Origin of the sequence: Pseudomonas sp. PS02303 (genome assembly GCF_029959925.1) — a bacterium.
GTDB lineage: Bacteria > Pseudomonadota > Gammaproteobacteria > Pseudomonadales > Pseudomonadaceae > Aquipseudomonas > Aquipseudomonas mandelii.
Genome location: NZ_JASCOM010000001.1, coordinates 23,794 through 48,489 on the forward strand (window position 1 = coordinate 23,794; position 24,696 = coordinate 48,489).

At 52.3% G+C, this 24,696-nt stretch carries 21 protein-coding genes and 3 pseudogenes; 11 read left to right on the forward strand and 13 right to left on the reverse strand.

Annotated features, from left to right (window positions below; all coding sequences use genetic code 11):
* Window positions 1-10: 10 nt before the first annotated feature.
* The 7 genes from QMX98_RS00070 to QMX98_RS00100 all read right to left on the reverse strand — a co-directional run bounded on the left by QMX98_RS00070 (window position 11) and on the right by QMX98_RS00100 (window position 8,217).
* Window positions 11-982, reverse strand: a complete 972-nt coding sequence (locus QMX98_RS00070) for a ParB/RepB/Spo0J family partition protein (protein ID WP_200617866.1) — start codon at window positions 980-982, stop codon at window positions 11-13.
* On the reverse strand, window positions 982-1,788 hold the full coding sequence (locus QMX98_RS00075) for an AAA family ATPase (protein ID WP_200617870.1): 807 nt from the start codon (window positions 1,786-1,788) through the stop codon (window positions 982-984). The genes QMX98_RS00070 and QMX98_RS00075 overlap by 1 nt, the downstream gene beginning before the upstream one ends.
* Before the next feature lie 2,719 nt (window positions 1,789-4,507).
* Window positions 4,508-5,944, reverse strand: coding sequence for a 3'-5' exonuclease (locus QMX98_RS00080; RefSeq protein ID WP_200617871.1), 1,437 nt, complete (start codon window positions 5,942-5,944; stop codon window positions 4,508-4,510).
* 1 nt (window position 5,945) lies between these two features.
* Window positions 5,946-6,719 (reverse strand): FlhC family transcriptional regulator, encoded by a 774-nt coding sequence (locus QMX98_RS00085; RefSeq protein WP_200617872.1) that lies wholly within the window; start codon window positions 6,717-6,719, stop codon window positions 5,946-5,948.
* Window position 6,720: 1 nt separating this feature from the next.
* Window positions 6,721-7,155, reverse strand: coding sequence for a hypothetical protein (locus tag QMX98_RS00090; RefSeq protein WP_200617873.1), 435 nt, complete (start codon window positions 7,153-7,155; stop codon window positions 6,721-6,723).
* Window positions 7,148-7,657, reverse strand: coding sequence for a hypothetical protein (locus tag QMX98_RS00095; RefSeq protein ID WP_200617875.1), 510 nt, complete (start codon window positions 7,655-7,657; stop codon window positions 7,148-7,150). The genes QMX98_RS00090 and QMX98_RS00095 overlap by 8 nt, the downstream gene beginning before the upstream one ends.
* A gap of 2 nt (window positions 7,658-7,659) precedes the next feature.
* Window positions 7,660-8,217 (reverse strand): transglycosylase SLT domain-containing protein, encoded by a 558-nt coding sequence (locus QMX98_RS00100; protein WP_200617883.1) that lies wholly within the window; start codon window positions 8,215-8,217, stop codon window positions 7,660-7,662.
* A 447-nt stretch (window positions 8,218-8,664) separates the two neighbouring features.
* Between QMX98_RS00100 and QMX98_RS00105 the strand changes: the two genes are divergently transcribed.
* Complete coding sequence (locus tag QMX98_RS00105; protein WP_200617885.1) at window positions 8,665-9,360, forward strand: helix-turn-helix transcriptional regulator; 696 nt, start codon at window positions 8,665-8,667, stop codon at window positions 9,358-9,360.
* A gap of 34 nt (window positions 9,361-9,394) precedes the next feature.
* Here QMX98_RS00105 and QMX98_RS00110 read toward each other — a convergent pair whose 3' ends face one another.
* Window positions 9,395-9,898 carry a hypothetical protein gene (locus QMX98_RS00110; RefSeq protein WP_200617887.1) on the reverse strand — a complete coding sequence of 168 codons (504 nt, stop codon included), beginning with the start codon at window positions 9,896-9,898 and terminating at the stop codon, window positions 9,395-9,397.
* Between the two features lie 10 nt (window positions 9,899-9,908).
* Entirely contained in the window at window positions 9,909-10,919 is a 1,011-nt protein-coding gene (locus QMX98_RS00115; protein WP_200617888.1) for a ParM/StbA family protein, read from the reverse strand.
* A gap of 586 nt (window positions 10,920-11,505) precedes the next feature.
* Between QMX98_RS00115 and mobI the strand changes: the two genes are divergently transcribed.
* Together mobI and QMX98_RS00125 are read left to right on the forward strand one after the other, a co-directional pair.
* A complete protein-coding gene (mobI, locus tag QMX98_RS00120; protein ID WP_200618032.1) occupies window positions 11,506-11,973 on the forward strand; it encodes a conjugative transfer protein MobI(A/C) in 468 nt (155 codons plus the stop codon).
* 61 nt (window positions 11,974-12,034) lie between these two features.
* On the forward strand, window positions 12,035-12,358 hold the full coding sequence (locus QMX98_RS00125; protein WP_200618034.1) for a hypothetical protein: 324 nt from the start codon (window positions 12,035-12,037) through the stop codon (window positions 12,356-12,358).
* A gap of 80 nt (window positions 12,359-12,438) precedes the next feature.
* Here the strand turns inward: QMX98_RS00125 and QMX98_RS00130 are convergent, their stop codons facing one another.
* Window positions 12,439-13,440, reverse strand: a complete 1,002-nt coding sequence (locus tag QMX98_RS00130; protein ID WP_282409985.1) for a DUF4113 domain-containing protein — start codon at window positions 13,438-13,440, stop codon at window positions 12,439-12,441.
* Between the two features lie 309 nt (window positions 13,441-13,749).
* Here QMX98_RS00130 and QMX98_RS00135 point away from each other — a divergent pair, with 309 nt between their 5' ends.
* Genes QMX98_RS00135 through QMX98_RS00145 form a run of 3 tightly spaced genes read left to right on the forward strand, consistent with a single transcriptional unit; the run spans window position 13,750 to window position 14,725 of the window.
* Window positions 13,750-14,160 (forward strand): hypothetical protein, encoded by a 411-nt coding sequence (locus QMX98_RS00135; protein WP_019819623.1) that lies wholly within the window; start codon window positions 13,750-13,752, stop codon window positions 14,158-14,160.
* Between the two features lie 14 nt (window positions 14,161-14,174).
* Window positions 14,175-14,387, forward strand: coding sequence for a ribbon-helix-helix domain-containing protein (locus QMX98_RS00140; RefSeq protein ID WP_019819621.1), 213 nt, complete (start codon window positions 14,175-14,177; stop codon window positions 14,385-14,387).
* Window positions 14,388-14,446: 59 nt separating this feature from the next.
* Window positions 14,447-14,725, forward strand: coding sequence for a type II toxin-antitoxin system RelE/ParE family toxin (locus tag QMX98_RS00145; RefSeq protein ID WP_019819619.1), 279 nt, complete (start codon window positions 14,447-14,449; stop codon window positions 14,723-14,725).
* Window positions 14,726-15,635: 910 nt separating this feature from the next.
* Here the strand turns inward: QMX98_RS00145 and QMX98_RS00150 are convergent.
* On the reverse strand, window positions 15,636-16,826 hold the full coding sequence (locus tag QMX98_RS00150; protein ID WP_081376978.1) for a histidine kinase dimerization/phosphoacceptor domain -containing protein: 1,191 nt from the start codon (window positions 16,824-16,826) through the stop codon (window positions 15,636-15,638).
* 791 nt (window positions 16,827-17,617) lie between these two features.
* Here QMX98_RS00150 and QMX98_RS00155 point away from each other — a divergent pair.
* The 3 genes and pseudogenes from QMX98_RS00155 to QMX98_RS00170 form a co-directional block, all read left to right on the forward strand.
* A complete protein-coding gene (locus QMX98_RS00155; RefSeq protein WP_019819612.1) occupies window positions 17,618-19,105 on the forward strand; it encodes a SulP family inorganic anion transporter in 1,488 nt (495 codons plus the stop codon).
* A gap of 11 nt (window positions 19,106-19,116) precedes the next feature.
* A pseudogene (locus QMX98_RS00160) lies at window positions 19,117-19,637 on the forward strand (universal stress protein); the annotation flags it as partial.
* A gap of 585 nt (window positions 19,638-20,222) precedes the next feature.
* Window positions 20,223-20,450: pseudogene (locus tag QMX98_RS00170) on the forward strand (Tn3 family transposase); the annotation flags it as partial.
* Window positions 20,451-20,685: 235 nt separating this feature from the next.
* On the opposite strand, the gene QMX98_RS00175 reads toward QMX98_RS00170, so the two are convergent.
* Window positions 20,686-21,645: a DMT family transporter gene (locus QMX98_RS00175; RefSeq protein ID WP_019819605.1), complete on the reverse strand. Its 960-nt coding sequence runs from the start codon at window positions 21,643-21,645 to the stop codon at window positions 20,686-20,688.
* A 255-nt stretch (window positions 21,646-21,900) separates the two neighbouring features.
* Here QMX98_RS00175 and QMX98_RS00180 point away from each other — a divergent pair.
* Window positions 21,901-22,176 (forward strand): annotated as a pseudogene (locus QMX98_RS00180) (transposase domain-containing protein); the annotation flags it as partial.
* 31 nt (window positions 22,177-22,207) lie between these two features.
* Here the strand turns inward: QMX98_RS00180 and QMX98_RS00185 are convergent.
* The gene (locus tag QMX98_RS00185) at window positions 22,208-22,837 is read right to left on the reverse strand and encodes a LysE family translocator (protein WP_019819600.1); all 630 of its coding nucleotides are present in this window, start codon (window positions 22,835-22,837) and stop codon (window positions 22,208-22,210) included.
* Window positions 22,838-23,399: 562 nt separating this feature from the next.
* Here QMX98_RS00185 and QMX98_RS00190 point away from each other — a divergent pair.
* Window positions 23,400-24,560, forward strand: coding sequence for a competence protein CoiA family protein (locus tag QMX98_RS00190; RefSeq protein WP_236712996.1), 1,161 nt, complete (start codon window positions 23,400-23,402; stop codon window positions 24,558-24,560).
* The last annotated feature ends 136 nt before the right edge of the window (window positions 24,561-24,696 follow it).

Below are 24,696 nucleotides of genomic sequence, written 5' to 3' on the forward strand. Positions count from 1 at the left end.
ACTCGGACCCCTATGCCGATTTAAGGCTTTTCAGAAACTCTTCAAGTTTTTCGAGCTGCTCGTCAGAGAATTGCGAGCGAACCAGTTTCAACTCATAGAAATTTTTGCTCTTCTTCGCGTGCCCGAGCTTAACCTCTCCGCTCTTAATTTCGATACCGGCCATCGTTTGAGTGGTCTGGGGAAATTTCTTCTCCAGTGAACGTGCAAGATTTTTTAGAGGCGTACCGCTGCTCAGTGCTGCCTGAATGATAGAAATTAAGGCTTTTTCCAAGGCCTCTTGTGAGGTTCCAGACTCTACCCTCTCTTTTATAAACTTTACGGTTTTCTCGGCACTTGCAGCTGTGATAAGTGCAGGCTTTTTATCAAGAAGTGTATTCACCGCCTCAGGAAGGCTTTCGAATGCCATCATCCGATAGTAGGTTGATTGCGTCAGTCCAAATTCCTGGTGCGTCGTACTTAGACTTCCGAATTCGCTTTTGTGTCGGATGATCGCGCGTGATTTTTCATAATCACACAAGTCCTTTCGACCAAAGTTTTCTACAAGTGCCCTGGCCGAACTTTCTTGATCAGTGATAGTAACGACGTGAGCCAATATCCGGGTCTTACCCAAAATCTTATGAGCTCTTACCCTTCGTTCACCTGACACGAGCTCATAACGGTTCCCCTTCGCTCGGACTTCAATTGGAACCAACAAGCCTTGTTCATCGATCAGTTTGACCAGTTCGTCAATGCCTTCGAAGTCTTTCCTTGGTTGCCAGGGGTTTGGGTCAATTATTGAGATGTCTATGGGGCGTGCCGACCAGTACTCCGTCTCAGTAACACCGGTGTTTTCAATAATCTGTTTATGGATCGAATAGTTTTCTTGCAGTGTGCCTGCAAGCCTCTCGGTAATCCCTGGGCGGCGCGACTTTGGATTTTTTTCGTCTGTCGCCTTTCCTGTTTTACTGGCGGACTTAATTGTGGATTCGCTTTGTGCGCTCATTATCTAGAACCCCCTGTTTTTTCCGCAACATAGCTAGCTAGTTCCCCATACTGTTTCGTAACTTTGTTATTGCGATCAAGCATGCGCAAACTACTGTTTATTGCAATGGACTGATTCACTTTGCTTGTTTGGGAAATCTTAACGGGGCAAACAGTTCCGAACATTGCAATCGCATCCCGTTCATTTTCCAGGCACAAAGTGAGCCGCGAATCGTGCTTAACCAACAGCGCTCCAAGAAAACTTAATTCAGGATTGATTTTTTTAATTCTATTGATTCTTTCCTGGAGGTCGGCGAGCCCGTAAAGACCATACGCAGCACCCGACTCAACGGGAATAATGTAGTGCGTCGCGGCAGCGAGTGCATTCATTGTGAGAAGCCCAAGATTTGGAGGGCAATCCAAAATGATGTAGTCGACCACGCCCATTAACGGTGCTATCCGGGCTTTTAAAACTTCGTTTGGTCTAGGATCTTCCTGTTTCATGATGTCAGGAACAGTTTCGAGACTAAGAGATCCGTATATCAGACTCACGCCTTCAATTTGTGTGTTTTCAAAGAGAAACGCACTGATGCTTGCAGCTGGGTTCAGTAATAGTTCAGCGAGGTTATGAGTGACCTTAGCTGGATGCTCTGGTCCGATATGTTTCGATGCGTTGGCTTGCGGGTCCATATCGATTAGTACGACGTTATTGGACTCGTTGAGCTGGGCGAGGTGATCCGCAAGGTTAATCGAGGTGGTTGTTTTGGTGACGCCGCCTTTGTGGTTGGCAATGGCAATGATCTTTGTATTAACGACACGTTCTGCCATTTTTTACTCCTAATGAAAGATCTCAGGTTTACTACCTGTTCATACATCGTGATTGGCATTATGCAACATTACGGCGTCTGTGTTCTGGGAATGCGCATTTTTTTGTGGGTATCGTTTTTAGGATCATCTTCAGTTTCCTAATCCTAGACTACTTTTCTCTATCGGTCTGACTTTGTTCCACCCTCCTCGCTGCGTGTGAAGTCTGGTTCGGTCTGAGGTCCATTCCCACGGTGGGAATGGCGAGGTCTGGCACTAGGCCTTGATTCACCTGGGCTCCATGGTGGTTCTTGTGTTCGCCTATGAATGAAATGGCTTTATGCGGATGCCTCTCCAGTAAGATTTAGCTGTTTCCTGCTATTACCTTAGCTTCGCAACCGCGGTTTAAAGACCGGTATCCGACCATCTTTAACTTCCACGTTGGGAAAGCATGGTCAAAAAGTCATTCGGGGCGGTTTGTTTCTGGTTGGATAATCGCTTCATTACCTGATGTGTAGCACTGGATAGCCGGGTGAAGATCATGCATCCCCACGGTAGGACTGAATCCGTCCCCTACCCTCGGTCATTCCCACGGTGGGAATGGACCAGGGTAATGGCTGTACGTGGGATGTAAGCTCGCTCCTTCTATATCGGTCAGGTAACCGGGCGACTATCAACGCTGACCTCGCTACCTGGCCCTGCCCTTGCTCATTCCCACGGTGGGAATGGTGCAAGCTAATGGTCGTATGTCGGGATCAGCTCGCACGTTCTATAGCGGCCTGGTACCGGAGCTGAGCAGGTTCCTTGCTGAGGCTCGCTGCCGGCCATGCATCTCAATCATTCCTACGGTGAAAATGGAGCAGGTCCATGGTCGTACAGGAGATCAGCATGCTGCTTCTATGGCGGTCTGATGACCTGCCGTGGCTTGTAACTCGTTGGGAGGCCCTGTCCTTGCTCATTCCCACGGTGGGAATGGGAAAGACCCATGGCCGTACCTGGGATGTCAGCTCGCTCCTTCTATGGCGTCAGGTTACCGGGCAGGGACCAGCATCGAGGCTTAAGGCCCGTCGCCAGCCCCGGCCACACGCTTATTCCCAAGGTGGGAAAGCAGAAGGTCCATTGCCGTACCTGGGATGTCAGATCGCTCTTTCTATAGCGGTCTGATATCAGGGCGGCGACCAATACCGAGGCTTGGAACTCGTTGGGAGGCCCTGCTCGCTAATTCCCACGGTGGGAATGGGAAAGACCCATGGCCGTACCTCAGATGTCAGCTCTCACCTTCTATGGCGTCAGGTGACCGGGCATCGACCAGCATCGAGGCTTAAGGCTCGTCGATTGCCCCAGCCCCTCGCTTATTCCCACGGTGGGAATACAGCAGGTCCTTGGCCGTACCTGGGATGTCTGCTCGCTCTTTCTATAGCGGTCAGAGATTCGAGCGGCAATTAGGTACCGAAGCTTGGAGCTCATTGGGAGGCCCTGCCCTTGCTCATTCCCCTGGTGGGAATGGAGCTAGTCCATGGCCGTACCTGGGGTGTCTGCTCGCTCTTTCTATAGCAGTCAGATATTCGGGCGGCAATAAGGTACCGAAGCTTGGAGCTCGTCGTGAGGCCCTGCCCTTGCTCTTTTCCACTGTGGGAATGGAGCAGGTCCATTGCCGTACCTGGGATGTCAACTCGCTCTTACTATTGCGGTCAGATAACCGGGCGACAATCAGTACCGACGCTTGAAACTCGTAGCGAGGCCCTGCTCTTGCTCATTCCCACGGTGGGAATGGAGCTAGTCCTTGGCCGTGCCCGCGATGTAGGCACTCTTTTTCTCTAGCGGTCAGGTAACCGGGCGGCAATCAGTACCGACGCTTGGAACTCGTAGCGAGGCCCTGCCCTTGCTCATTCCCACGGTGGGAATGGAGCTAGTCCTTGGCCGTGCCCGCGATGTAGGCACTCTTTTTCTCTAGCGGTCAGGTAACCGGGCGGCAATCAGTACAGAGGCTTGGTGCTCGTCGCGAGGCCCTGCCCTCGCTCATTCCCACGGTGGGAATGGAGCTAGTCCATGGCCGTACCTGGGATGTCAGCTCGCTCTTTCTATAGCGGTTAGGTAACCGTGCATTGATCACACCGCGGCTTGAGGCTTGTCGCCAGCCCCGGCCCAGGCCACAAGCTTATGCCCATGGTTGGATTGCAATTGACCTGATTTCGTAAGCGGGTTCAGTTAACAGCCTTTATGACTACTTGGTAACCGTTCGGTGTGGCGAAGCCGCGTTGGGCCGAACAGCTGCGGCGCTTGGCATCGGGCATAGTCGGCACCATCCAACTCGCTCCCATAACGGGATATCTTCGTATTTCGGCAGGGGAGGGCACGGATACAACTCTATAGGTCGTGCAGCAGGCTATGCGCAGTACGCTGGGGGCGAAGTGCAATAGGACAGGGCGCCATCGGTAGCTTGAGCGCACTGTATAAAACTACAGCTTGGCCAAGTGTGGTGATGGCGGATATGCCGCGTCCTCGAGCTTATCTTGGAGTTTCTAATTTGCGCTTTTTTCATAGCTAGATAGCATCACTATGGAGCGACAAACGGTCGACAATCGACGCTCCATATTCGCGAACCAGAGTGTCTAGGGGGGGCGACACTCCAAAGGTCGACAATGGGTCGACATTCGGCGGACTAATGTCATCGGTTTTGAGCTGAGGCTTGCGGGCATAAAAAAGCCCGCAGGTGCGGGCTTTTGTCGGGGAAGGGGAGGGGTCAAAATCGTATTTCTGAGATCTGAAGCTCAACAGCCTGCTTTGCCCTGGTAGTGGCGACATACAGTAGATTCAGCTCTTCGTCTAAGTGGGCAATCCCCCGGCGCTTAGCGGTAGCCAGGCTATGGTCGAAGTCTTCTCGGACAATCACATTCGCAAATTCCCTGCCTTTAGCCTTATGACAGGTTGTCAGCGTAATTCGTCCTTTACTAGATTGCCCTCGGCCAGCCAACACTCGCACCAGGTCATCCTCTCGAAGCTCGTAATCTCTTGCGAGAAAATAGATCTGAGCGGTTTCTGTTTCTGGATGATCTGAAGCCCATTCAGCGAGTTCGTCGTGGGACTTGAAGGAGGAGAGCGCTGGGTGTTTTGCATCTCTGGGCGAGTTTCTCATCAACGCAAAAACAGATTCAGTTTTGTCGCGAGTATCTACGGTATCGCCGACGATTGAAAATGACTCCCCAAGGTCCCTTAACGTTATTGCATCTCGTATCAGAGCTGTATTCGTGCGAAAGATGCGCGTGTGCTCATCGCTTGCAGCTATGGCCCCAACTCTTGAAGATTTCCCTGCGAGCCCCCGGAGTTTGATCGGGGGAGGGGTCGATTTGCACTCCAATATGCGGTTCGCCAGTTCGGCTATTTGAGGGCCAAACCGAAAGGACAAGGTTAGGGGGAACTCACGGCCAGGAACCTTCAACATAGCGTCCTGGGAGCCGCGAAATGCAAAGATCTGTTGTCCGGCATCCCCAACGTAGGAGGCACGCTTAGCGAACGCCAGGCAGGAGAGCATGACATCTGATGCGTCCTGAGCCTCGTCGAGAAACAATTGGTCGAAATGTGCAAGGCCAGGACATCCTTGCAGGTGCCAATCTTTGACATACAGATCGTGCGGGAGGGGGAGCCTGGTTCTCGACGTCACGCGCATAGCGTCGAATAGTACTGTCGAGTAGCGCACGACAAGATCGGCTACTACAGGGTCTCGAACCCAGGCTGGGACATGTGCATCTGATAGTGATGAATCGGCACTCGAGCAAAATTTACTGACTGTGCTAATGATGATCTTGGCAAATGCTTGAGCATCTATCGGCAATTTTTTCTTATGTAGATCAAATGCTTGCAGGACGTGAGAAGGGTAGAGCTGTCCAATTGCGCGCCCTTCTGAGCGGGCTCCGACAGCCTCTAGAGCCAAGCTGTTGAAGGTTCTGACAACGGCGAGATTTCCAAAGAGACCTTGCACCTCCGCGACCAGTTGCTTGGAATACGCTAAAACTAAAAGCCGGCTTGCGCCGGCTCGATTGCAGTCCTGGACTGCGCCCTTTAATGCTGTGGTCTTTCCGCAACCGGCTCCGGCCGTTGATTTGATTATTCCTCGAGGAGCCTCCAATAGGCTTACAGATGCTTTCCGAAAGGCCGCCTGTTCTTCCGTAGGCGCATGCATGTTAAGCCGCCTGCAGGCCGTGGCCACGCATTGTAGGTGCCTTGATCAGGTATTTAACTAATCGATCGCCGGTTTGAAATTTCAAGCATAGACGTTGGATTTCATCACCTGACAGGGAAAGCAGTTTCCTACAGGCGGTTAACTCACCCTCAGAAAGTGAGAACTCGCCTTTGATTTCTTCGGCCTTGTACCCCCAGTTCTCCCACTGACTGACCTTTACCGAAACCTCAATGAGTTCGCCAACGCTACGGTTCGATACGGCGCGGTCTGCGACGTCACAATGGAATGGGTCACGTACCTGGACACCCTCACACAGTGGGCATGCATGACGCCGATGATTGATGCTTGCGACAAACTCGATGTGACAATTGCTGCAGGATCGCATGGTGACCTCCTGGCTCCGGTAATCACGTGCAATCAGCCACGCATCATCGAGCTCCAGGATGTTCTCAAGGTCCAGGTTTCCACCGCGCAACGCTGAGTGGCTATCAAGGTACTGAGTGTGAGCAGCCATTACCGCATAGATATCAACCGCTTCACGTGGTTTCTCGGCAGTAATTAAATACGCCAGCATGAATAGGCTAGCTTCCAGAGAAACCGCACGTTTGACGAGAAGGCTTTCTGCGTTGGGCAGGGGGCCGGATTCGGAGGGCCCACAGACCCCCAATTTTTTCCGCAGGCTGGTCACTTGTTTCCGGGTCAGGCCGGTATGCAGCCGGATGATCGCCGATCGGAAACCCGCTTTAACCAAGACACTGGCAAGTGATTCGTCCATTTCAATGCCCCTTTACGACGCTAGATATTATTTTGTTTAGGAGTGTTATCTGGTCTGAGCTGCGAAGTTCTCTTGCGAGAACCCAGGCCTCATCCAGTGAAAGAGGGGAGGGAAGTCCAATCCGCTGAACAAGCCGGTATTCGCGGAGGTAGTCCTCATACGCGGCAACAAGCTTATCGATGTCGACCTGGAGCTCGGCACGGTCTGACTGAGCGGTGTAGAGCAGCAAAAGTGCCGCGGCATCAGATGCCTTGTTAGGGACGCTCAAAATGTCATTCAGCGAGGGAATGGTCGAAGCGACCAGGCTGCGCACAACTTGCGCCTTAACGTCAGCTGGTAACAGGATTTGCGCTGCCGAAAGCCCGGTTTGAATGTTAACCAGAATTGGACTCAGCCCTGCTTTGAGCAACTGTATGGCTTGTCGTTGCTTACTCACCACGACGCCCTCCGGAAAGAATACGCATCAGGTTCGCAATGCGTACGGTGCTATCAGGTGCGCCAACGATGATTTTGCTAAAGGAGGTTCGAGCCGCGAACGAAACTCGCCCCTGCGCAGCAAGTCGGACTCGATCTTTCATTTTGCTTGTTGCAAGCCAGTTAGCCTTGTCCGCGCAGGTAATGCCCCAGTCAATCATCGCTACACGACCCCTGATGCGAAGATCATCTGCAATCGCGCCGAGGAGCTGGCTGATGGTTGAGACGGCAGGGGAAGGGGTATGAAAACCCGTGAAGTTTTCTTCACTCAACGTACCGATGTTAACCAGTAGAATTGATGATGGGAGCGAAGCAAGTTCGGCCAAATCGCTCTCCGCGGCTTGCACAAGCCATTGCCGATCTACAGGAGCTAGGTCGAAATAACGACCATAGGCTGGATCGTTGTTTGTCGCCCAATCCTGAGCAACTCGGAGTGCAAGGTTCAACGCGAATGAATCCATCATGATCACCCCTCCTGCTCGAGAACAATGAGTCGGCGCCAAACGCGCAGAACATTTACCCCATAATCACGTGCCACTTGCTCAATATCTGGGTTTGGCGTGTGGTACCGGCCTAGCGCAAGAGCTAAGTCGCCTTTACCTTCCTTGATGAACTCGCAAAATATCTGTGTGCCAACACGCACGTTCGTATCGAGATCAAGCAGATCCGTGGGATTTGAAACACGATGGCCGTTCCACCGCATGCTCACCTGCATGGCACCTACTGCGATTGTTCTCGTTTTTGTCAGGGCCTTATTGAGCTGATCGGCTGCCTTCTCCCTGGTGGTGGGGTGATAGGCCTTGTTGTCGATGTTTAGCGCATAAGGGTTTGGCTTGACCGAAGGGCCTTCGTAGTTTTTCGACTCGACCAGGGCGATTGCATAGAGAAGCTTGGGGTCGACCTTGCAGGCTCGATTGGATTCTTGCTCCCACACTGTCCCTTTAAGGCTGAATGCCGCTGAAGAGAGCGGCTGCAGCGCTAAGGCAACTGCCGCCGTCAGTAAGAGTTTGAGTGTGCAATCCATCGAAATATGACCCTGTCCTAGTGCATAAATGGCCCTTCATACGGGGCGCATTCTACCCATGGTTCAGGATGTTTCAAGATGGTTCACCATAATATGACCCTTATACAGTGTAGATTTATTGTATCAATCGGACGGACGGTATCGACATTGTCACAAATTTGACTAGATTTCTTTCAAAACGGGCAAAAAGTGGCCTAATGCCATGTTATTGACACTACTTTGACGTCAAAGTGATATTACTAAAATCTACACTGGAAGCTAATTTATCTACCCTAAAAGGGTCACATTTCAAGGTTTTGATTTACACCATTGAATGGGTGTAAATTGACACGGTATAAACGAGGTCAAAATTAACGCCTATTAGCTGCCTGGTGAGGTTTCGCCGAAGGTAGCGCAACGGTCGCAATTGAACAGAAACCAAGGTGGAAGAGCCGAGGATCGCACTACATGCAGTACGCCGCTGAAGCGACCAGTCATCAGGCTTTTGTCACACGCGTGACTGAACTGATGAAGGTTCAAGAAATTTCCGCAACGAAGTTGGCTCAGCTATTGGAAGAATCTGAGTCTACGGTCAAGAATATGCTGTACAAGGGAACCTCGTGCACACGTGAACGTCTTGTGCAGTTGGCCCGGGTACTTGAAACCACCGTTGAGTACCTAGCAACTGGATCCGACACCACGAAAGTTGACGACTCAGTTTCTTTGATGGTTCAAAGTCCCGAACAATTGGCTTTCACGTTAGGGATTCTGGCCAAGGAACCCCCTGCGATAGTCGTTGAATCAGTGCTTCGGACCCTGCCGATGCCTCTCAGGCTTTTGTGTGAGTACGGGTTAAAGCCGGAAAGCACCAGGGCAGTGTTGGTGAATACTGATGCTTTAAAATCTGTCGTTTCCCGAAATGACATCATTCTTGTAGATATCTCCCAGAAAACACTTCACGAGGGTGTTTATCTGATTTCAATCAGAGATTCTGTAGTACTCCGGCAAGTGTCACCAGTTATCACTGGTTTCGCCTTAACGTCGACAAACCCTAATATCTTGGGCACCACTGTTCCAATTGACCCTGAGACAGGCTTACCTAAAAACGCAGATACACGGGTAATAGCTAAGGTCGTTTGTAGAATGTCGTTGAGTGCACTTTAAAATAAAAGCCCGCTGATGAGCGGGCTTTGTATTTTTAAGCAAGTGACGATTTGAAAGCGGGCCTATTTCGGTTCAGCAGTTGGGCCGGTGGGCTAGTTTCAGGGGCCGGACTTATATCTGCCGATACCACCTCCTCGACGCGGGCTCGTCCAACCGCGGTTGGCTGATTAGGCTGCTCCCCGTTGCCAGTCAATTGGTCCATCGTGGGCTCATAGATCGACAGGGGAGGAGGCGACACAGCTGTAACCTCATCTCCGACTATCACCCCGCTGTGTTCTGCATCCTTTGGTACCTCATCCTGCGCATTAGCTGCCTTAACCTCATTGCCAGGTACGGGGATTGGCATTGGCATCCTTACGCCTGTGGATTGTTCCCCCTCAAGCGTTTTCTCTGTCATCAGGCCGAGCTGAGCAAGGTAGAGAAGACGCCTGGCTCTACGCATTTTGGGCGTGCTCTCTAGATCCTTATAGAGAAGCTTTGACTCCGATGTCAGCTTGACCAGCATTTTCAGAGTGTCGTCGTCGTCTAACTTGCCCATGTTCATTCCCTTAACCGTGGTTCAGCCAATACCCGAAGGCATTCGAGATTACTGGACGGTCCGAGGTTAACGTCTTGGAGCGCGGGAAAACCTGTTGAGCTGCAGATTTGTAGCAGTTGCCACCACCGCCTCCAAGCAGCACGAAATCGACTGCTTCCCCGTCCAGGAAGCGCATCTGCTGCTTCATGTTCAGGAGGGCTTTGGGTGCCACGCTGTTGGACGCCTGCTCGATGAATGGGCCCAGATCGACTTCGTCACCAAACAGAAAGACGTGGTTGCGACCGTTCTGCAACGCGATTTCAATCTTGTCGCGGCCAGGCCCATTCCCTCCAAAATCCTTGGCGATTCCTACGTTGATTGCATCCAGTAGGGCACTCATGGCCTCCATGGAGGAGTCCGATGAGTCGCGGACAATGTCACCCCGGCGGAAGACAACCCAGTCAACCGAGAAGAACCCAGGGTCGAGCACGAGAAGGACTGACTCCATCAGGATTTCTGGGTTTGGATGGGTTGCGTAGATGTAGTTCAGGGTGCCGACAGGTTGAGGGAGCACCGTGACCCTCTTCACAGTGATCTCTCGCTTGGGGGAAACCTGGTGGGTACCTGTCAGTTGAGCAGTTAACCGCTCGACCAGCTCCACATTACGAGCTTGCTTCACGGGCAGGCCGGTGATCAGGTGGTCAATTTCAGAGCGGCCGTCTGCGCACACTTCGCTGATCGACGCATTGAAGAGGGCCCGATAGGTATCCGTCGATGGATAGTCGGCGTGGAGTTCACGTTTAACTCCCGAGCGGCCAGGGTTCACGAAGCCGACCCACTGTTCATTGTTCACATAGACGTAGTGCTCGCCATCCTTCAGGTCAATGTTGCCATTGAGGCTTGTCACAGGTGCCGCTTGGGCAGGTCGAACCATCAGGCTTGGTTGATCCTGATCGGCATATCCGTACGCCGACTTCACGTTCGAATAGCCGATGTCCAGACCTACAACGAAGTCGCCGGTGGGTTTGTTTTTACTGGCCATGTTGCTCCTTAAGCTCTCGCTTGGGTTTTCTATTGGTCCGAAGCTGCTCTCATTCGGTCGACAATCGATCGACAATCGAAAACAGCTGGCGGAATGGAGATTCTGTCTTCAGTGGTGCCGTCCCTTTGCTCGAAACTTCGAAGCAGCACAATCGGGCGACAAACGCACTTCACGCTCAAATCCTGCCATCGATTTCCAATATGCAACCCCCCAATTCGACCCAATTTTCAGTCCTTGCAACGGACCCAAAAGTGGTGCTTCGCGCTTCCGAGCGATTCAGCCTCGGTATAAAGCTATTTTCTAGATAAATTCCTTTATAGGGGAAATGCAGCCAGAAAACGTTTACTCATAACAAGCCAAGTAATTTAGGAAGGTAGATTTCCCCTATAAGGCATTTTGTCGGATTACATTCCTGACATAAATTCCGGCCCTAAAGTTGGGCTAGATTCCCCCTATAAGGGAATTTGTCATTCGTGTAGAGTTTCGCGGATATTGGCAATTGGGCCATGGATTTAAGCCCCATCGAAACAGTTCGCTTTTCTAGGGGAAATCCAGATTTCTGTATTCCTATTATAAGGGTAGGGTAATGATTGATCCGATAGAGCACCCTTCTGTGCGTGGCAAGCTGAGCGCCAAGTACCTCGAGATGATTCGCGAGCTCGACACTATTCACTTCATGTTGAGGGATCAGGCAATCGAGCTTCGGGACGCATTCTTTGCGGACGCAAAACGAGAGGGGAAAATCCTCTACCGGACAGTGCAGGTGAAGGTGAATAAGCAGGAGTCTGTGTCGATCATTTGGAAGCGAGTGAGCTTCGTCGACTTGCCTGGGGGTAAGAAGAAACAGAGAACGACGGCGATTCCTAAAGGGAAGGGACACAGCTACAGGCAGGACGCGGTTGTGAAGAAAGCGGACTACTGGTTGCAGCAACTGTTTCACACCTATGAACCCAAATTCGCAATCATCCGAGAAAGTCTCGTGTCGAACATGAAGGCCCGGAAGACGCTGTTGGAGCTGCAGCGCCGGGTGAACGCTAATCCCCCGATTGAGTGAAGGTTGCACATTGGCGAGAGGGTATAGAGTCGGGTCATCCAACAATCAAACAGGACTGACTATGAGCAACACTCCCCATGAAACGTTGATCACCATTGAGAAGGTGGAGCTGGACCTTTGGGCTGACATCTACTGCAAGGCAAGACTTGCCAGCCTGATCGACGTGACCCTCTCTGAGTTCCTGCAGCGCCCCTACGATTTCCTGAAGAAGTCCGGCCAAGCTTCAGCGCTCGACTGCCTGGAGAATGGCTTTTTTCCGATGATGCCGGCGCAGGTCAAGATCTCGCAGGATATTCAGCGCGCGTGGGAGGGCAGTGATAAGAAGCTGCGGATGGATCGCCAGCATTTACAGCTGGTCCACAGTTCTTGCGGGAAGGAACGCTGAATCAGAGGCGAAGAAAATGGACAGGGACTAGCAGCAGCGCTGCTAGCAGTGGGGCCGGATCGAGCTGCGCAGTAGGCAGATCAGAAAACGACTTTCAAGTCTGCCAATCGACATGAGTATGCAGGGCATAGGCTTGCCGGCCTGGTCCGCGGTCCGGCCAATTCGATTGTTCGTGCAAGCTTTACGGTTCCACGACCAAATCGAAAGTTGATCGCGTCAAGAGTGGACATCAACCGATCTTGCGACGTGTTGTCGTAACCGAACAGGTCGTGTTGGCTCATTGCTGATGCGGGCTGTAAACCCATCAGCAAAACTCCCGCCTTGGAAAACCGAATACCTGGCTTGAATATACTGCGCGCAGCCTGTGAGACAGCTTTGGCGAACACTCGGGCGTCAGACGCAGGCTGTGCAAATGGGACAGTTACCGTCTTGGCGTACGGTGCTGACTTGGTTTCAAAAGGGCTGGTGCGCGCATACACCCGGATAGCTGAGGCAGCAGACCCTTGTTTTCGGAGCCTGCCGGCTGCCGTCGAGGCGAACTCCACCAAGGCAGCAGTCAGAGCATCCAGCGTCTCTATCCGCGATCCGAAGGATCTACTCACGTTGATCATCTCGCGGGGGCCATCGTTGCCCTGCAGATCAACCGCGCAGATGCCATTTAACTCCAGTTGTGTACGAACGACTGTCACCGGGAACTCACGCTCAATAACGTGTCGTGGGAGCCCGGCAAACTGAGCGGCGGTGGTTACCCCCATGGTGGCCAACCGTGCGCTCAAAGAAGGCCCAATCCCCCAAACCTCGCCGACGGGCGTCAACGCAAGTAACTGCTCGCGGTCGATCGGAGACATCAGGTTGCACAGGCCGGTCTTCAACACCCGCTTAGCCCCGTAGGAGCCAAGCTTCGCCAGGGTTGGCGTAGGGCCAATCCCGGCGCCGGTACCCAACCCGGTCCACGCTAGTACCCGTTCCCTCGCCTGTATTGCCAACTGATGAAGTTGCTGGTCCGACATACCATCGGCATGTAAAAAACACTCATCGATGTAAAGGAAAGATGTCAACCCATGGACATGAGTGAAGCCCACGCCAACTCTAGTTTCCCGCTGAATACACCATGACCATGGATATCCACCTACGAAGCGCTTTCAGAGCCTAATCTGTCCATACCGAAAGCCGCTGTTGACTGCGAGCAGCAGGAGCTGACATCAGGTTAGGGTATAGCCCAGCCTGACACCGCAGCTTGTCAACATAATATTATTAGTTATGATTACTTTGAATCATTTTTTTTGGACGCTGGCGTAGAATGAGAGGCTCAATCACATGTCATTCCACCGGCTGCTGATGACATTCCTCACTCGAACCCCACCGTACCAATTCGAGAGAAGTGACGCTTCATGAAAAATCATCCTGACACAGTTGAGCTGTTACAGAAAATTGATAAGCTGCTGACGGCAGTGGAGTCGTTGCATAATTGCCTCCAAACCCTCGAAGCTGTACCCAATGACAGTTACGATATTGCCCGTACCCAATTGCGTAATGCGGCCCGCGAGGCCTCGCACGTGATCGAGCGCCATCGAAGCACGCAAGAACTGAATCAAAAATCAGAGCAAAACGTGCCGCACTCTTTGGCGTTGCTTGCTTCTGCCGAAGCGGCGGAATGGCGCGCCAATGAACTCAGAAAAAATGGCGATTATGCCGAAGCACGCCAAGCCAGCGAACGTGCCATTACGTTACGCCAAGCGGCATCGGAAGCTGCTGTGATTGAACGCCGGCAAGGCATGCACCTTGTGCAGCCAATTGGTTAGAAGTAGCAGTCTTCATGGCAACTACCGCAAAAACTCGATCCGTCACCGCTCATGTACCTATGCAGTTAGCCGAAAAGGTAGATTTAATGGCTGAGCGGCTGGAGCGCTCCAAGAATTGGATCGTCAAGCAGACTCTGGCTGCTTGGATAGACCAAGAAGGGGGGCGCAGTCGCCTGACACGCGAAGCGTTGGCCGATGTAGACGCTGGTCATGTGATTGACCACTAAGCTGTCCAAGCCTGGGCCGACAGCCCCAACACCGAATCGCCATTAGCAATCCCGAATTGATGGAGTTGAATTGCACCAGCAAAGCGCTTTCTGACCTTGCTCGCCTATATGAATTTCTGGCGACGGTGGTGGATCAGCCTGCCGCTGCTCGTACTGTACAGCAACTAACAGTTGCCCCGACAACGTTGCTGGCAAATCCACGCATCGGTGAGCGGCTAGATGAGTTCGAACCTAGCGATGTGCGCCGAATCCTGATTGGCCACTACGAGATGCGTTACGAAATTACGGGATCTATCGTCTACCTGTTGCGCGTGTGGCATAAACGCGAGAACCGATAGATAAATTTTTAACACAAATCGCATTCTCCGCGACGATTCCAGGGAGAGGATCAGTTCTCCTCAGAGTTGACAGCCAGAGTCTCGTTTCCTCGATATTGAATTTCAGACCCTGTATTTCCATAAGAACGAGAAAGTTTCTTGAGATTCGGTAATGCCCGCAGGTAGCACAGTGACGCTCCTCCCAATCGCCAATTGACCGTTGCAAACCAGTCTTTTGAGCGCATATCAAGCAGCCCATTTACCCCTCCATGGAGCAGCCGTGACTCTTGCGAGGCAGGGACAAAGCACAGTTAGATTTTATTGGCAACTTTACGGTAGCTGCTTATCGTGAGAAAGCCATATTCGTAGCGAATATTTTCCTTAAATTTTGGCACTCAACTTAATGAACAAAATCTCCGAACGTACGTTGGCTGGCTGGAATTTTACGTTGAGCACCACGAAGCGGGATCGCTGCCAGCGCCCTTGAAGGGCTCATGGGTGGCGATTTTTTAAATGCACACAGTCTCTACGCTGGCTTCAGATTCGTACCTGGTGGAATTGGTGGAAGCCGTTGAGCTGGCTCGCATTGCTTGGCGGGATACGGTTAATCACCTGCAACACGTTTCAGATGACGTTTGGCTGGGTCAGATGGAAGCAGTGGTGTGTCTTGAAATCCAATACAGAACCCAGCAAGAGCAGCTCTGTCGTTACCTCTACAAAACAGTAATGAGCAGTGGCGGATAATTGCTGCTCTTGGATAGCGCCAATCATTCAAGCCTACGCTGGGCGGGCTTTTTGAGCATCCGAGGGATACGATATCTGACAATCCATTGCCCGACACGGGTTTCAGATTAACCTTACACAGAGCGCTCGCCGAGATGAAGTTGCAGACCGTTTCCATTAAAGTCCTTGTACGTTACGGTCTCCCTGCTCATCTCAGAAGACCATCAGGAACCAGCCTTGCGGGGAGGCGAGTCTTGAACACAGGAGAAAAAATTATCTGAAACGCGGTGCCTCCAAGGTCTGCGTTGGGCTCATGACTTAGCGAACCATCTAGGTTCTTTACCAGTTCAGTGATCACCTTCATTCCCAGCCCCGACATTTTATGTACATCAAAGTCAGTCGGGAGGCCTCTGCCATTGTCGCTCACAGTCAAGCAGCATTGGTGCTGATATGGTGTTAAATGAACGTTGATTTTAGAGGCTCCATATTTCAATGCATTGGTCACCAATTCGTTAACAATCAGACCGATTCGGCTGAGTTGTTCACTATCCAACGCCAGTGGGACGGCGTCGACTGAGATTACCATCTGGCTTTCAGATCCCAGCATCGTAGATAAGCCAGCGCACAATTGGACGAGATAGTCAGCACTATCCAGCGTAGAGGCTGCCTTGCCGACATTAATATGTTTATGCACATTGGCTACAGCAAATATCTTGGTTGCCGCTCTGGAAATCTCCTTAGCCGCTTCAGAGCTGCCCAGCTGAGCACTTTGAATGCTCAACATCGACACAATCAGATGAAGGCTATTCATCACACGATGGTCGATTTCTTCGGCCATTAAGTGGGAATGATTCAGCGCCGCTTCCTTTTCCGCGATGGATCGCATAGCAGACAGGCGCAGCTCCAGTTGATCCATCACAACGCTTGCAAGATCCGTCAATGTGTCTAGCTGGTCTTGGGTGACCGTACGCGGCTGCGTGTCCAAAACACATAGCGTGCCAAGATTGAAACCGTCGTGGGTATGAAGCGGTACTCCCAAATAAAACTGTAACCCGAATTCGCCTGCGACGAGGGGATTAACGAGCGTACGAGGGTCGTGTCTAGCGTCCGTTACTAACCAAGGTTCTGCCTGGAGGATCGCGGAAGAACAAAGGCCTGAATTGCGGGGAATTTGTTTTACGTCGAGTCCGTGATGAGATTTGAACCAGATTCGGTCTGTATCGACGATGCTCACGATTGCTATCGGAGTTCCAAGAAGACGAGCTGCTATCGCGGTCACACGATCAAATGCGCCATCCGGAGGCGTGTCTAGGATGGCGTACCTGCGAACAGCGTTCATCCTGAGCGCTTCCTCTTGAGCGGACTTACTAGAACTGACGGGATGAGTCACGGTGTTCATAGTGTGCACTCACAGGAATAAGGCCAGTAGCTGTGCTCTCGGGTTCGATGGAATGCCCCAAAAAAATTGGAACTTTTCTATGGCCTCGCGCACAGGGAGCAAATTGGATGATAGCAGAGTGTGCATTGCTACACTATTACGTGCGGAACAGCTGGACATCCTACGCTGCGCTCAGTGCGCCGGTATCTTGTGGTTAGAAGAAACCAAAAGGTTAGCGTACGTTTTTTCCGGGTTCTCTCGGCCGCCTTCCGGAACACCCCGGATGGCAGAAGTCCGCATCCGACACTAGGTTCACGCCAGCATGACGATAAGCCTGGACGATCAAACGCGAGCAGAACTGCCTCCGGTCGGCCACGAAGGCAGCTAACAGTAACCGTCTGGCCAACTCACCGCTCAGCACACAGACCAGCTCGAACAGGAATGAATGGAAAGCAAAGTCTTGCCCGCAGGTATACCGATTGACTAAGCCTATATCTGACGTAGCTCATGCAGAGCTTGGCAACGGGTCGCAATCGGCGACGGCTTCATTGTATACTTCGGTTCCGCATACCCCTTGAGCACAGGAACATCAGCATGACTGTACTCCAAACGATCTACTGGCAGCCTACGCCGCCTTAGCGCTACGCCCCCCTCGCAACACCTGCTTCCGCTAGTCTCGCTCGCGGGCGCACACTGCTGTACGCCTGGTTTTTGCACCTCAAGCACACAGCAAAAAATCCTCAAAATTTGAACTTGTATCGATTCGTTCGCCATTCCTTTGGCGTGCGCGATGCTTTGCCTTGGATATTCTGATGCTGCAATCGCTCAAACAAACGTGGTTTTCCAACGTCCGTGGAGACGTGCTAGCAGGTCTCGTAGTCGCCCTGGCATTGATCCCGGAGGCCATTGCCTTCTCGATCATTGCCGGCGTCGACCCCAAGGTTGGTCTCTACGCCTCCTTCTGTATCTGTGCTGTTATTGCCTTCGTCGGCGGTCGTCCCGGCATGATCTCGGCGGCTACCGGCGCCATGGCACTGCTCATGGTTACTTTGGTTAAAGAGCACGGACTTCAGTATCTGCTGGCAGCCACGTTGCTCTGTGGGGTACTTCAAATCCTCGCGGGTTACCTGAAGCTAGGTTCGCTGATGCGCTTCGTCTCTCGCTCTGTGATCACGGGTTTTGTAAACGCATTAGCGATTCTGATTTTTATGGCGCAGTTACCTGAATTGACCAACGTGACCTGGCACGTCTACGCCATGACCGCAGCGGGCCTAGGGATAATCTACCTGTTTCCGTATGTACCTGTGATTGGCAAGCTGATTCCTTCGCCATTAGTGTGCATCCTGACACTGACTGCACTTGCCTTTTACCTCGGGCTGGACATCCGTACCGTGGGTGACATGGGCCAATTGCCGGACACACTGCCGATTTTTCTGTGGCCTGAAGTGCCGCTGAACTTTGAAACCCTGCGCATCATCTTTCCTTACTCCGCAGCGCTGGCAGTTGTAGGCCTATTGGAGTCGATGATGACCGCGACCATCGTCGACGGTCTGACGGATACCACCAGCAACAAAAACCGCGAGTGCAAAGGTCAGGGTGTGGCCAACATCGCCGCTGGCATGCTCGGCGGGATGGCAGGTTGCGCGATGATCGGCCAGTCAGTCATCAACGTGAAATCTGGTGGCCGCACCCGCCTCTCGACATTGTGTGCCGGCGTTTTCCTGCTGCTGATGGTGGTATTTCTTGGCGAATGGCTCTCTAAAATCCCGATGGCGGCACTCGTGGCAGTGATGATTATGGTGTCCATCGGTACCTTTAGCTGGGATTCCTTGCGCAATATGAAAGAGCATCCGCTGTCGACCAACCTCGTCATGGTGGCGACCGTCGTGGTCGTCGTGGCCACTCACAACCTGGCCTACGGCGTATTGGTCGGTGTGCTGCTGGCGTCCCTGTTCTTTGCCAACAAGGTCGGACACTATCTGGACATCAAGAGCACTCTGCAAGAGGCGCAATCGCATCGGACTTATTACGTTGTGGGCCAGGTGTTCTTCAGCTCTGCAGACAAGTTCACTGAGGGTTTTGACTTCAAGCAAGCGCTGAAAAAGGTCACCGTCGATCTCACACAGGCGCATTTCTGGGATATTACCGCCGTCGCAGCGCTGGATAAGGTCGTGATCAAGTTCCGCCGTGAGGGCGCTGAGGTTGAAGTGCTCGGTCTCAATGAAGCCAGCGCAACAATCGTTGACCGCTTCGGTATGCATGACAAACCCGGTGCCATCGACAAGCTCATGAGCCACTAAGGAGGACGACAATGACCCACGTAATGGCATGCAGATAACTCACAATCCGCATTGGCGGTCTGTGATTACGCAGCATGGGCTTCGCAACGTCTCAGCGCTCCCCCTGACCTTGCTTCATGTGCTGGATAAGGAGAAATATCCTGCATCCGCTGACCTCAGCGGCAATATCGGTCTCGGCAGCAGTGAACATCTACTGGAAGATCTGGCCACGCTGGATGCGCAGCGTGCAAAACTGGCCTTGGAGCATGGCCAACACATGCTGGAAAAGGCCAGGGAGCGAACGGCCATTTCCGGCGCTGCGTTTCCTGAGCTGAAGCAGCGCCACGGACACTTGGTAGAAATCTGAGCGACCTTCAGGAGGATTCGACTGTTGGTGATAGGAAGAGTGGGTGAAGACAACTCACGCAACGCGCACAGCCTTGGCAGCCAGATAGAAGCTGTGGTGCGAACAATTCACCGGCCTATCCTGATCACAGCTAGCAGCTATAAAAAGCCCGAAAAGGTGATGCTCGCATTTGACGGCAGCTCCACTGCCGTATCCGTCCGGCGAACACGCCTTGCTTCCCGATAGATAATGCTGCGCCCTCGATTCTCGACTGTTCAAAGTTTCAAGCTACGCTTAGGGATCCGGAGCATATGCAAAACAAAGCTTATTCCCCTCTGGATCCCGACAATATGCTGCATAGAAATCTGAAGCATATTCTCGAAAGCCCGGCTTACCCTCATTGGTTCCTCCCATCTCAATAGCAAGCGCCCAGACCTCACGAACCTGGGCCTCCGAAGCTGCCAGAAAACTCACTTGAACACCGTTCCCCCAAGTGGCTGCAAGACCATTTATAGGGTGCTGGACGTAGAACTGGGGCCATCGCCTATTGGGGTATCGCCAGCCTACGCCGCGAGCAGCCCCACCGTTCCCTTCAGGCATCTGGATAAGGCCTAGTTTCGCCAGCAAGGCGTCGTAAAAGACTACCAAACACTCAAGATCCCTAGCTCCGACGTGCACGTGACTGAACATAGGTATACTCCGCGAAAGGGGGACGTGTCGCTTTGTGATAATGCGCAAGCACCGGGCATCACACATTGTAATGTCGCCCCGGTGCACACGGGTGTCTAGCCATCTTTGCTGGACTTGACCGCAGCCATTGTGCTGTGGAACACGGTGTTTCTCGAGCGGGCAGCCCAAAGGTCAGCCGACGCCGGAAAGCCGGTGAATACAGATCTGTATCAGTACCTGTCGCCGTTGGGCTGGTAGCACATCAACCTGACAGGCGATTACGTGTGGCGGCAGAGCCACAAACTGGAAGATGGAAAATTCAGGCCGCTACGGCAGGTCGGAAAACCTTAGTATACGATTTTCCCGGTTCCTGCTCACTAGCGGTCGACGGCCAGTTCGTGGAATGCGCACTGACGTATGCGTCCTGTCAGCGGTGTCCAGCCAACACATCTTCCAAGCTCCGGCATTAAGCGCCACGGTGTCTCCGGTTTTAAAATGAACACCATCGCGCTTATAGCTGGGTTTGTGTAGGTGACTCCAAACGACGCTTACCAAAGAACTTTCTCCGATGGGCTTTCAGAGCAAATCACGCCTGTACACTCGAACCTGCGCGGTAACTTGGCGTCATGACCTTTATTGCGATTGTGGCACCTGTTAACAGGGCTATTACTCCCAGCATCTCAAGACCGGTAGGTAGACGGTTTTCGGCGATAAGGCCGAACGCAGCGGCGAAGATCGTTTCTACAGAAATGAGCTGCCCAGACAGGGCCATGGGTAACCGCTGGCTTGCAATGTTCCAAGCCCATGCCCCTCCAACGGAGGCAAAACATGCCAGCGCTGATGCTGCGGCGAAAACCGGTAGAGTATTGTCCAAACGTAGGTCAATGTGCGGGTAGCTATATACCCCAAACACAAGCCCGAAAGGTAAGAAAAGCAGGACGCTGACACCTGCTCCACTCATCATTAGTCCAGTCCAAAGACCTGAATGTACTTGGGGAATTTTTGCCAATATCTTTTGGTTTAATATGCTGAACATTAACCAAGCCAATACTGCGCCTAACGCATAACCTACTGCCACAAGGTACGAGGGCGCGCCTCCATCTAAAACGCTGACCAAAATTCCATAATTCGTTGCAACCAAACCAAAAACTGCCAGAATTATGGGTGCACAGAAGCTGCTCCAGGAAACTGTTCGGTTGATCAAATTGCCTGTGATGGCAACTATAACCGGCGTAGCGCTCAAAAATGCGGGTGCGATTATAGCCCCACCGTGAAGTACACTTCCCATAATGCATCCTATGTAAAGAGCATATCCTAGGACGCCAAGCAGCCCGGCCATCATAGTTGAACGCCAGCTTAAAACTGGATCGCCAGGCCAATAAACACGAATAACAACAAGACCAATGCAGCCAGAGATGATGAATCTCAATGTAATAAAATCAACCGGTCCAAAATCTCCCATCATGTAAGGAGACAGAAAATTAAGCGCCCAGCTGAACGTAGCGAAAATTGCAGCTGCAATCCCAATCACATAGGATTTTGACATCGCCTCTCCTGTGACGGGCTTACACGCCCGATTTTAGATAATAGGATCGCAATATTTCGAGGAGCGAATCTCCTTACCGTCCTTTATACCAATAAATTGTGACCCATAGGCCGTCTGAGTTGGTTTACCCAAGTTAACGCCCATCCCTACGTCGCCACCACTTTCAGACTTGCCTTCGAACATGGATTTTGTCTAGTCGTGAGCGCCAGTCTAGAAAGCGCATTGTCACAGCAAGTCGGGTCTTACACGGCCGCAGCGCTGTCGCGCTACCTTGATGACGGTGCCGTACCCATAGACAACAAATGGGCCGAAAACCAAATCAGGCCATGGGCTCTTGGGCCGAAGAACTGGCTCTTTGCAGGGTCGCTGCGCAGCGGTAAACGTGCGGCAGCGATCGTGAGCCTGATCCAGTCTGCACGGCTGAATGGTCATGATCCGTATGCTTATCTGAAAGACGTTCTCAGACGCCTGCCGACGCAGCGGGTGAGTGAAATCAAGCAGTTGCTTCCGCATAAGTGGGAGCCCGTTTAATCATGTAAGGGTGACGCTCGGACGTACACACTTAAGTTCGTCTGGCTGTAGCCAATAAGGCGGCTGCGCCGAGCATCATTGCACCCGTTATGCGATTGATGATCGACAATTTCCGCTTCGAAGGGTGCAGAGATCGAATGATGCTGCCAGCAAGGGCCCAGCCTATAGCGGCGATAAACTCGACCGCAATGTAGATTGCACTTAAAACGACGAACTGGGCAGTGAAGGAGGCGCCAGTACCAGCAACAATGAATTGGGGAACAAAAGCAGTGAAGAGCAAGATTGCTTTGGGGTTGGTCATGGCAGTCATGAACTCCCTGCGTGCCAAGGAGTAGGCATCGACAGGCTGGAATACCGAAGCCCCATCTTCGTGACAATCACGGCCTATCATCATTCTTACGCCGAGATAGGCGAGGTAAAGGACACCTACCCACTTAATAATCTGGAAAGCGGGTTCAGACGCCTCTAGCAATGCGCCTAAACCGACAATCACCATTGCGATCATCAATGCAAAGGCCGTACACCGACCTGACAGACCGACCACTGTAGGCAGCAAACCCTGCCTGCTGCCATTTGCGAATGCAAGCAGGTTGTTGGCGCCCGGTGAGACGGCAACGATTGCTGCTGCGGGGAGAAATAGGAGGAGTTGGGCTAGGGTCATGGTTGGAACCTCGGCATCGACAATAATTGATTCTAGCCAGAGCTTGAATAGTCTCTACGAGGATCGGGCATATTTCGCAGCGCCTATCCTTTGGAGAAGCGGTGTTCAGGTGTTTGTTGGTAGCTTCGGAGTATGCTTTGGGGTCAGTAAGGTGTGTTGGCTAGACGCTTACTACGCTTCCGCAAATCACCTTTGTTTACGTTCACCCCCGCTGAACCCTGGATGATAGCAGCATCTCATGCTCACTGGATTGTTTGCGACGTCAAAGGGCCCGTGCCGTACTCACTGGGCTTGTGTCTCGTAACCAAAACGATCTAAAACGTTAGCGCACGACCACAAGCATAAGTACATCCTGCGATGGTCCCCGCTAAATTCAGAGAATTAAAACTGTCGCAGGGTATAAAAATCTGTCGCAGGCTGGTCGCCGTTGTGACGGGTCGCTGCCAAATAAGTATTCTCCAGGCGTCGTACCTGACAGACGTTTCAGATTACTAAAGATCAAATACTGACTCTGTTGTGAATCTGAACTGCGTCTTTGGAAAAGGAGGTTGCCTTGGCTTGCGTGGGTTTAGTGAACGGCTGTCGTACTGTGGCCTCAGTGCTTAGCGATGAAGATTGGAAGAAAGTAGTGAAAATATCGAAAGGCCGCCAGGTGCTCATGCCGGATACGAAACTTCCGGCACAGGCCAAAACCCTCAGACGGGATGGAGGCATCACCAGGTACTTTTCCCATTTTCCTGGAGAGAGCCCTGAGGGCTACTCCAGCACTGAAAGCCCAGACCATATCGCCATGAAGGTGGCCATTTACAAGAAGCTGGTTGCTCTAGGCATTCAAGCCGAGCTTGAAGACGGCGTAGACGATTGGCGGGCTGACATTCTGGTTGGCGACTCGGCCTTTGCTCCGCGCCTAGCAATAGAAGTGCAGATTTCGCCTCAGTCTGCGCAGCGGACATATGAGCGCACTGAACAACGCAATCGCTCTGGTGTTCCGACTCTTTGGATATTCGGCAGTATCGGCCTGACGGGCGTTATCAACGAGGATCTAGCACGAACAAACCCCGTGTTCGTCGCAAAAACACCACTGGATGCAGCCGATATAGCGAGTGCAGTGTGTCGTGGCCAAGCATTCTACGATGACTTGTCGCACTACCAGCAAACGCCAGCAAGACCAGTTGCGCTGCTCATAAACTGTGCATGCGGAGACAGATGGCTCTACCCGTTCGGCTGTGTTTTGCTTCTCAACAGAATCTCCGGTGAAACTGCCCCAATGTTCATTAGTTGCTTTAGGACAAGCAGGGTGGGAAAGGGGCTTCTACCTACAGCTAGAATGAGGGCGGTGGAAAGATATTTTGACCTGGGCATGTCTGCCGTGAAAGTTAGCGCCGAAAAATATGGCGTTGGGTTTGGACGGCCATCTGAGGTCTGGCATCGTTACGGGCGCTTTGGAAACTCAAAATCAGGCATTCGGGTATGGGAGCGAAGCTATAGCTGCCCGACCTGCACCAGCACGCCTGAACCGCTGACGCGGGGCTTACCAAAGAATGTAGCCCTGTCGATGTGCCCGGTCCCCGTCGCCACTACCGTCGATGCGCGTTCTGTTCTTAGCGTCACACCGAGTTGGAGAATGAGCAGAAAGGACGGCTGGGTTGAGTCTGTAATGTGTGAACGTAGATGGAAGGATGAATTCATCTACCCGCTCAGGTCGGCAATTGCGCAGGCGTGACTCGCTGAACAGTTGCAACATGCCTAATCGGGTGGTCGCGACAGTTTTAATTCTCTAGGCCTCCGCTCCACAGCAGAGACTTGAGGGTTTGCGACAGTTTTGCGTTTCCTCCAGAGTTGGCTTGAAGCCCCAGAAA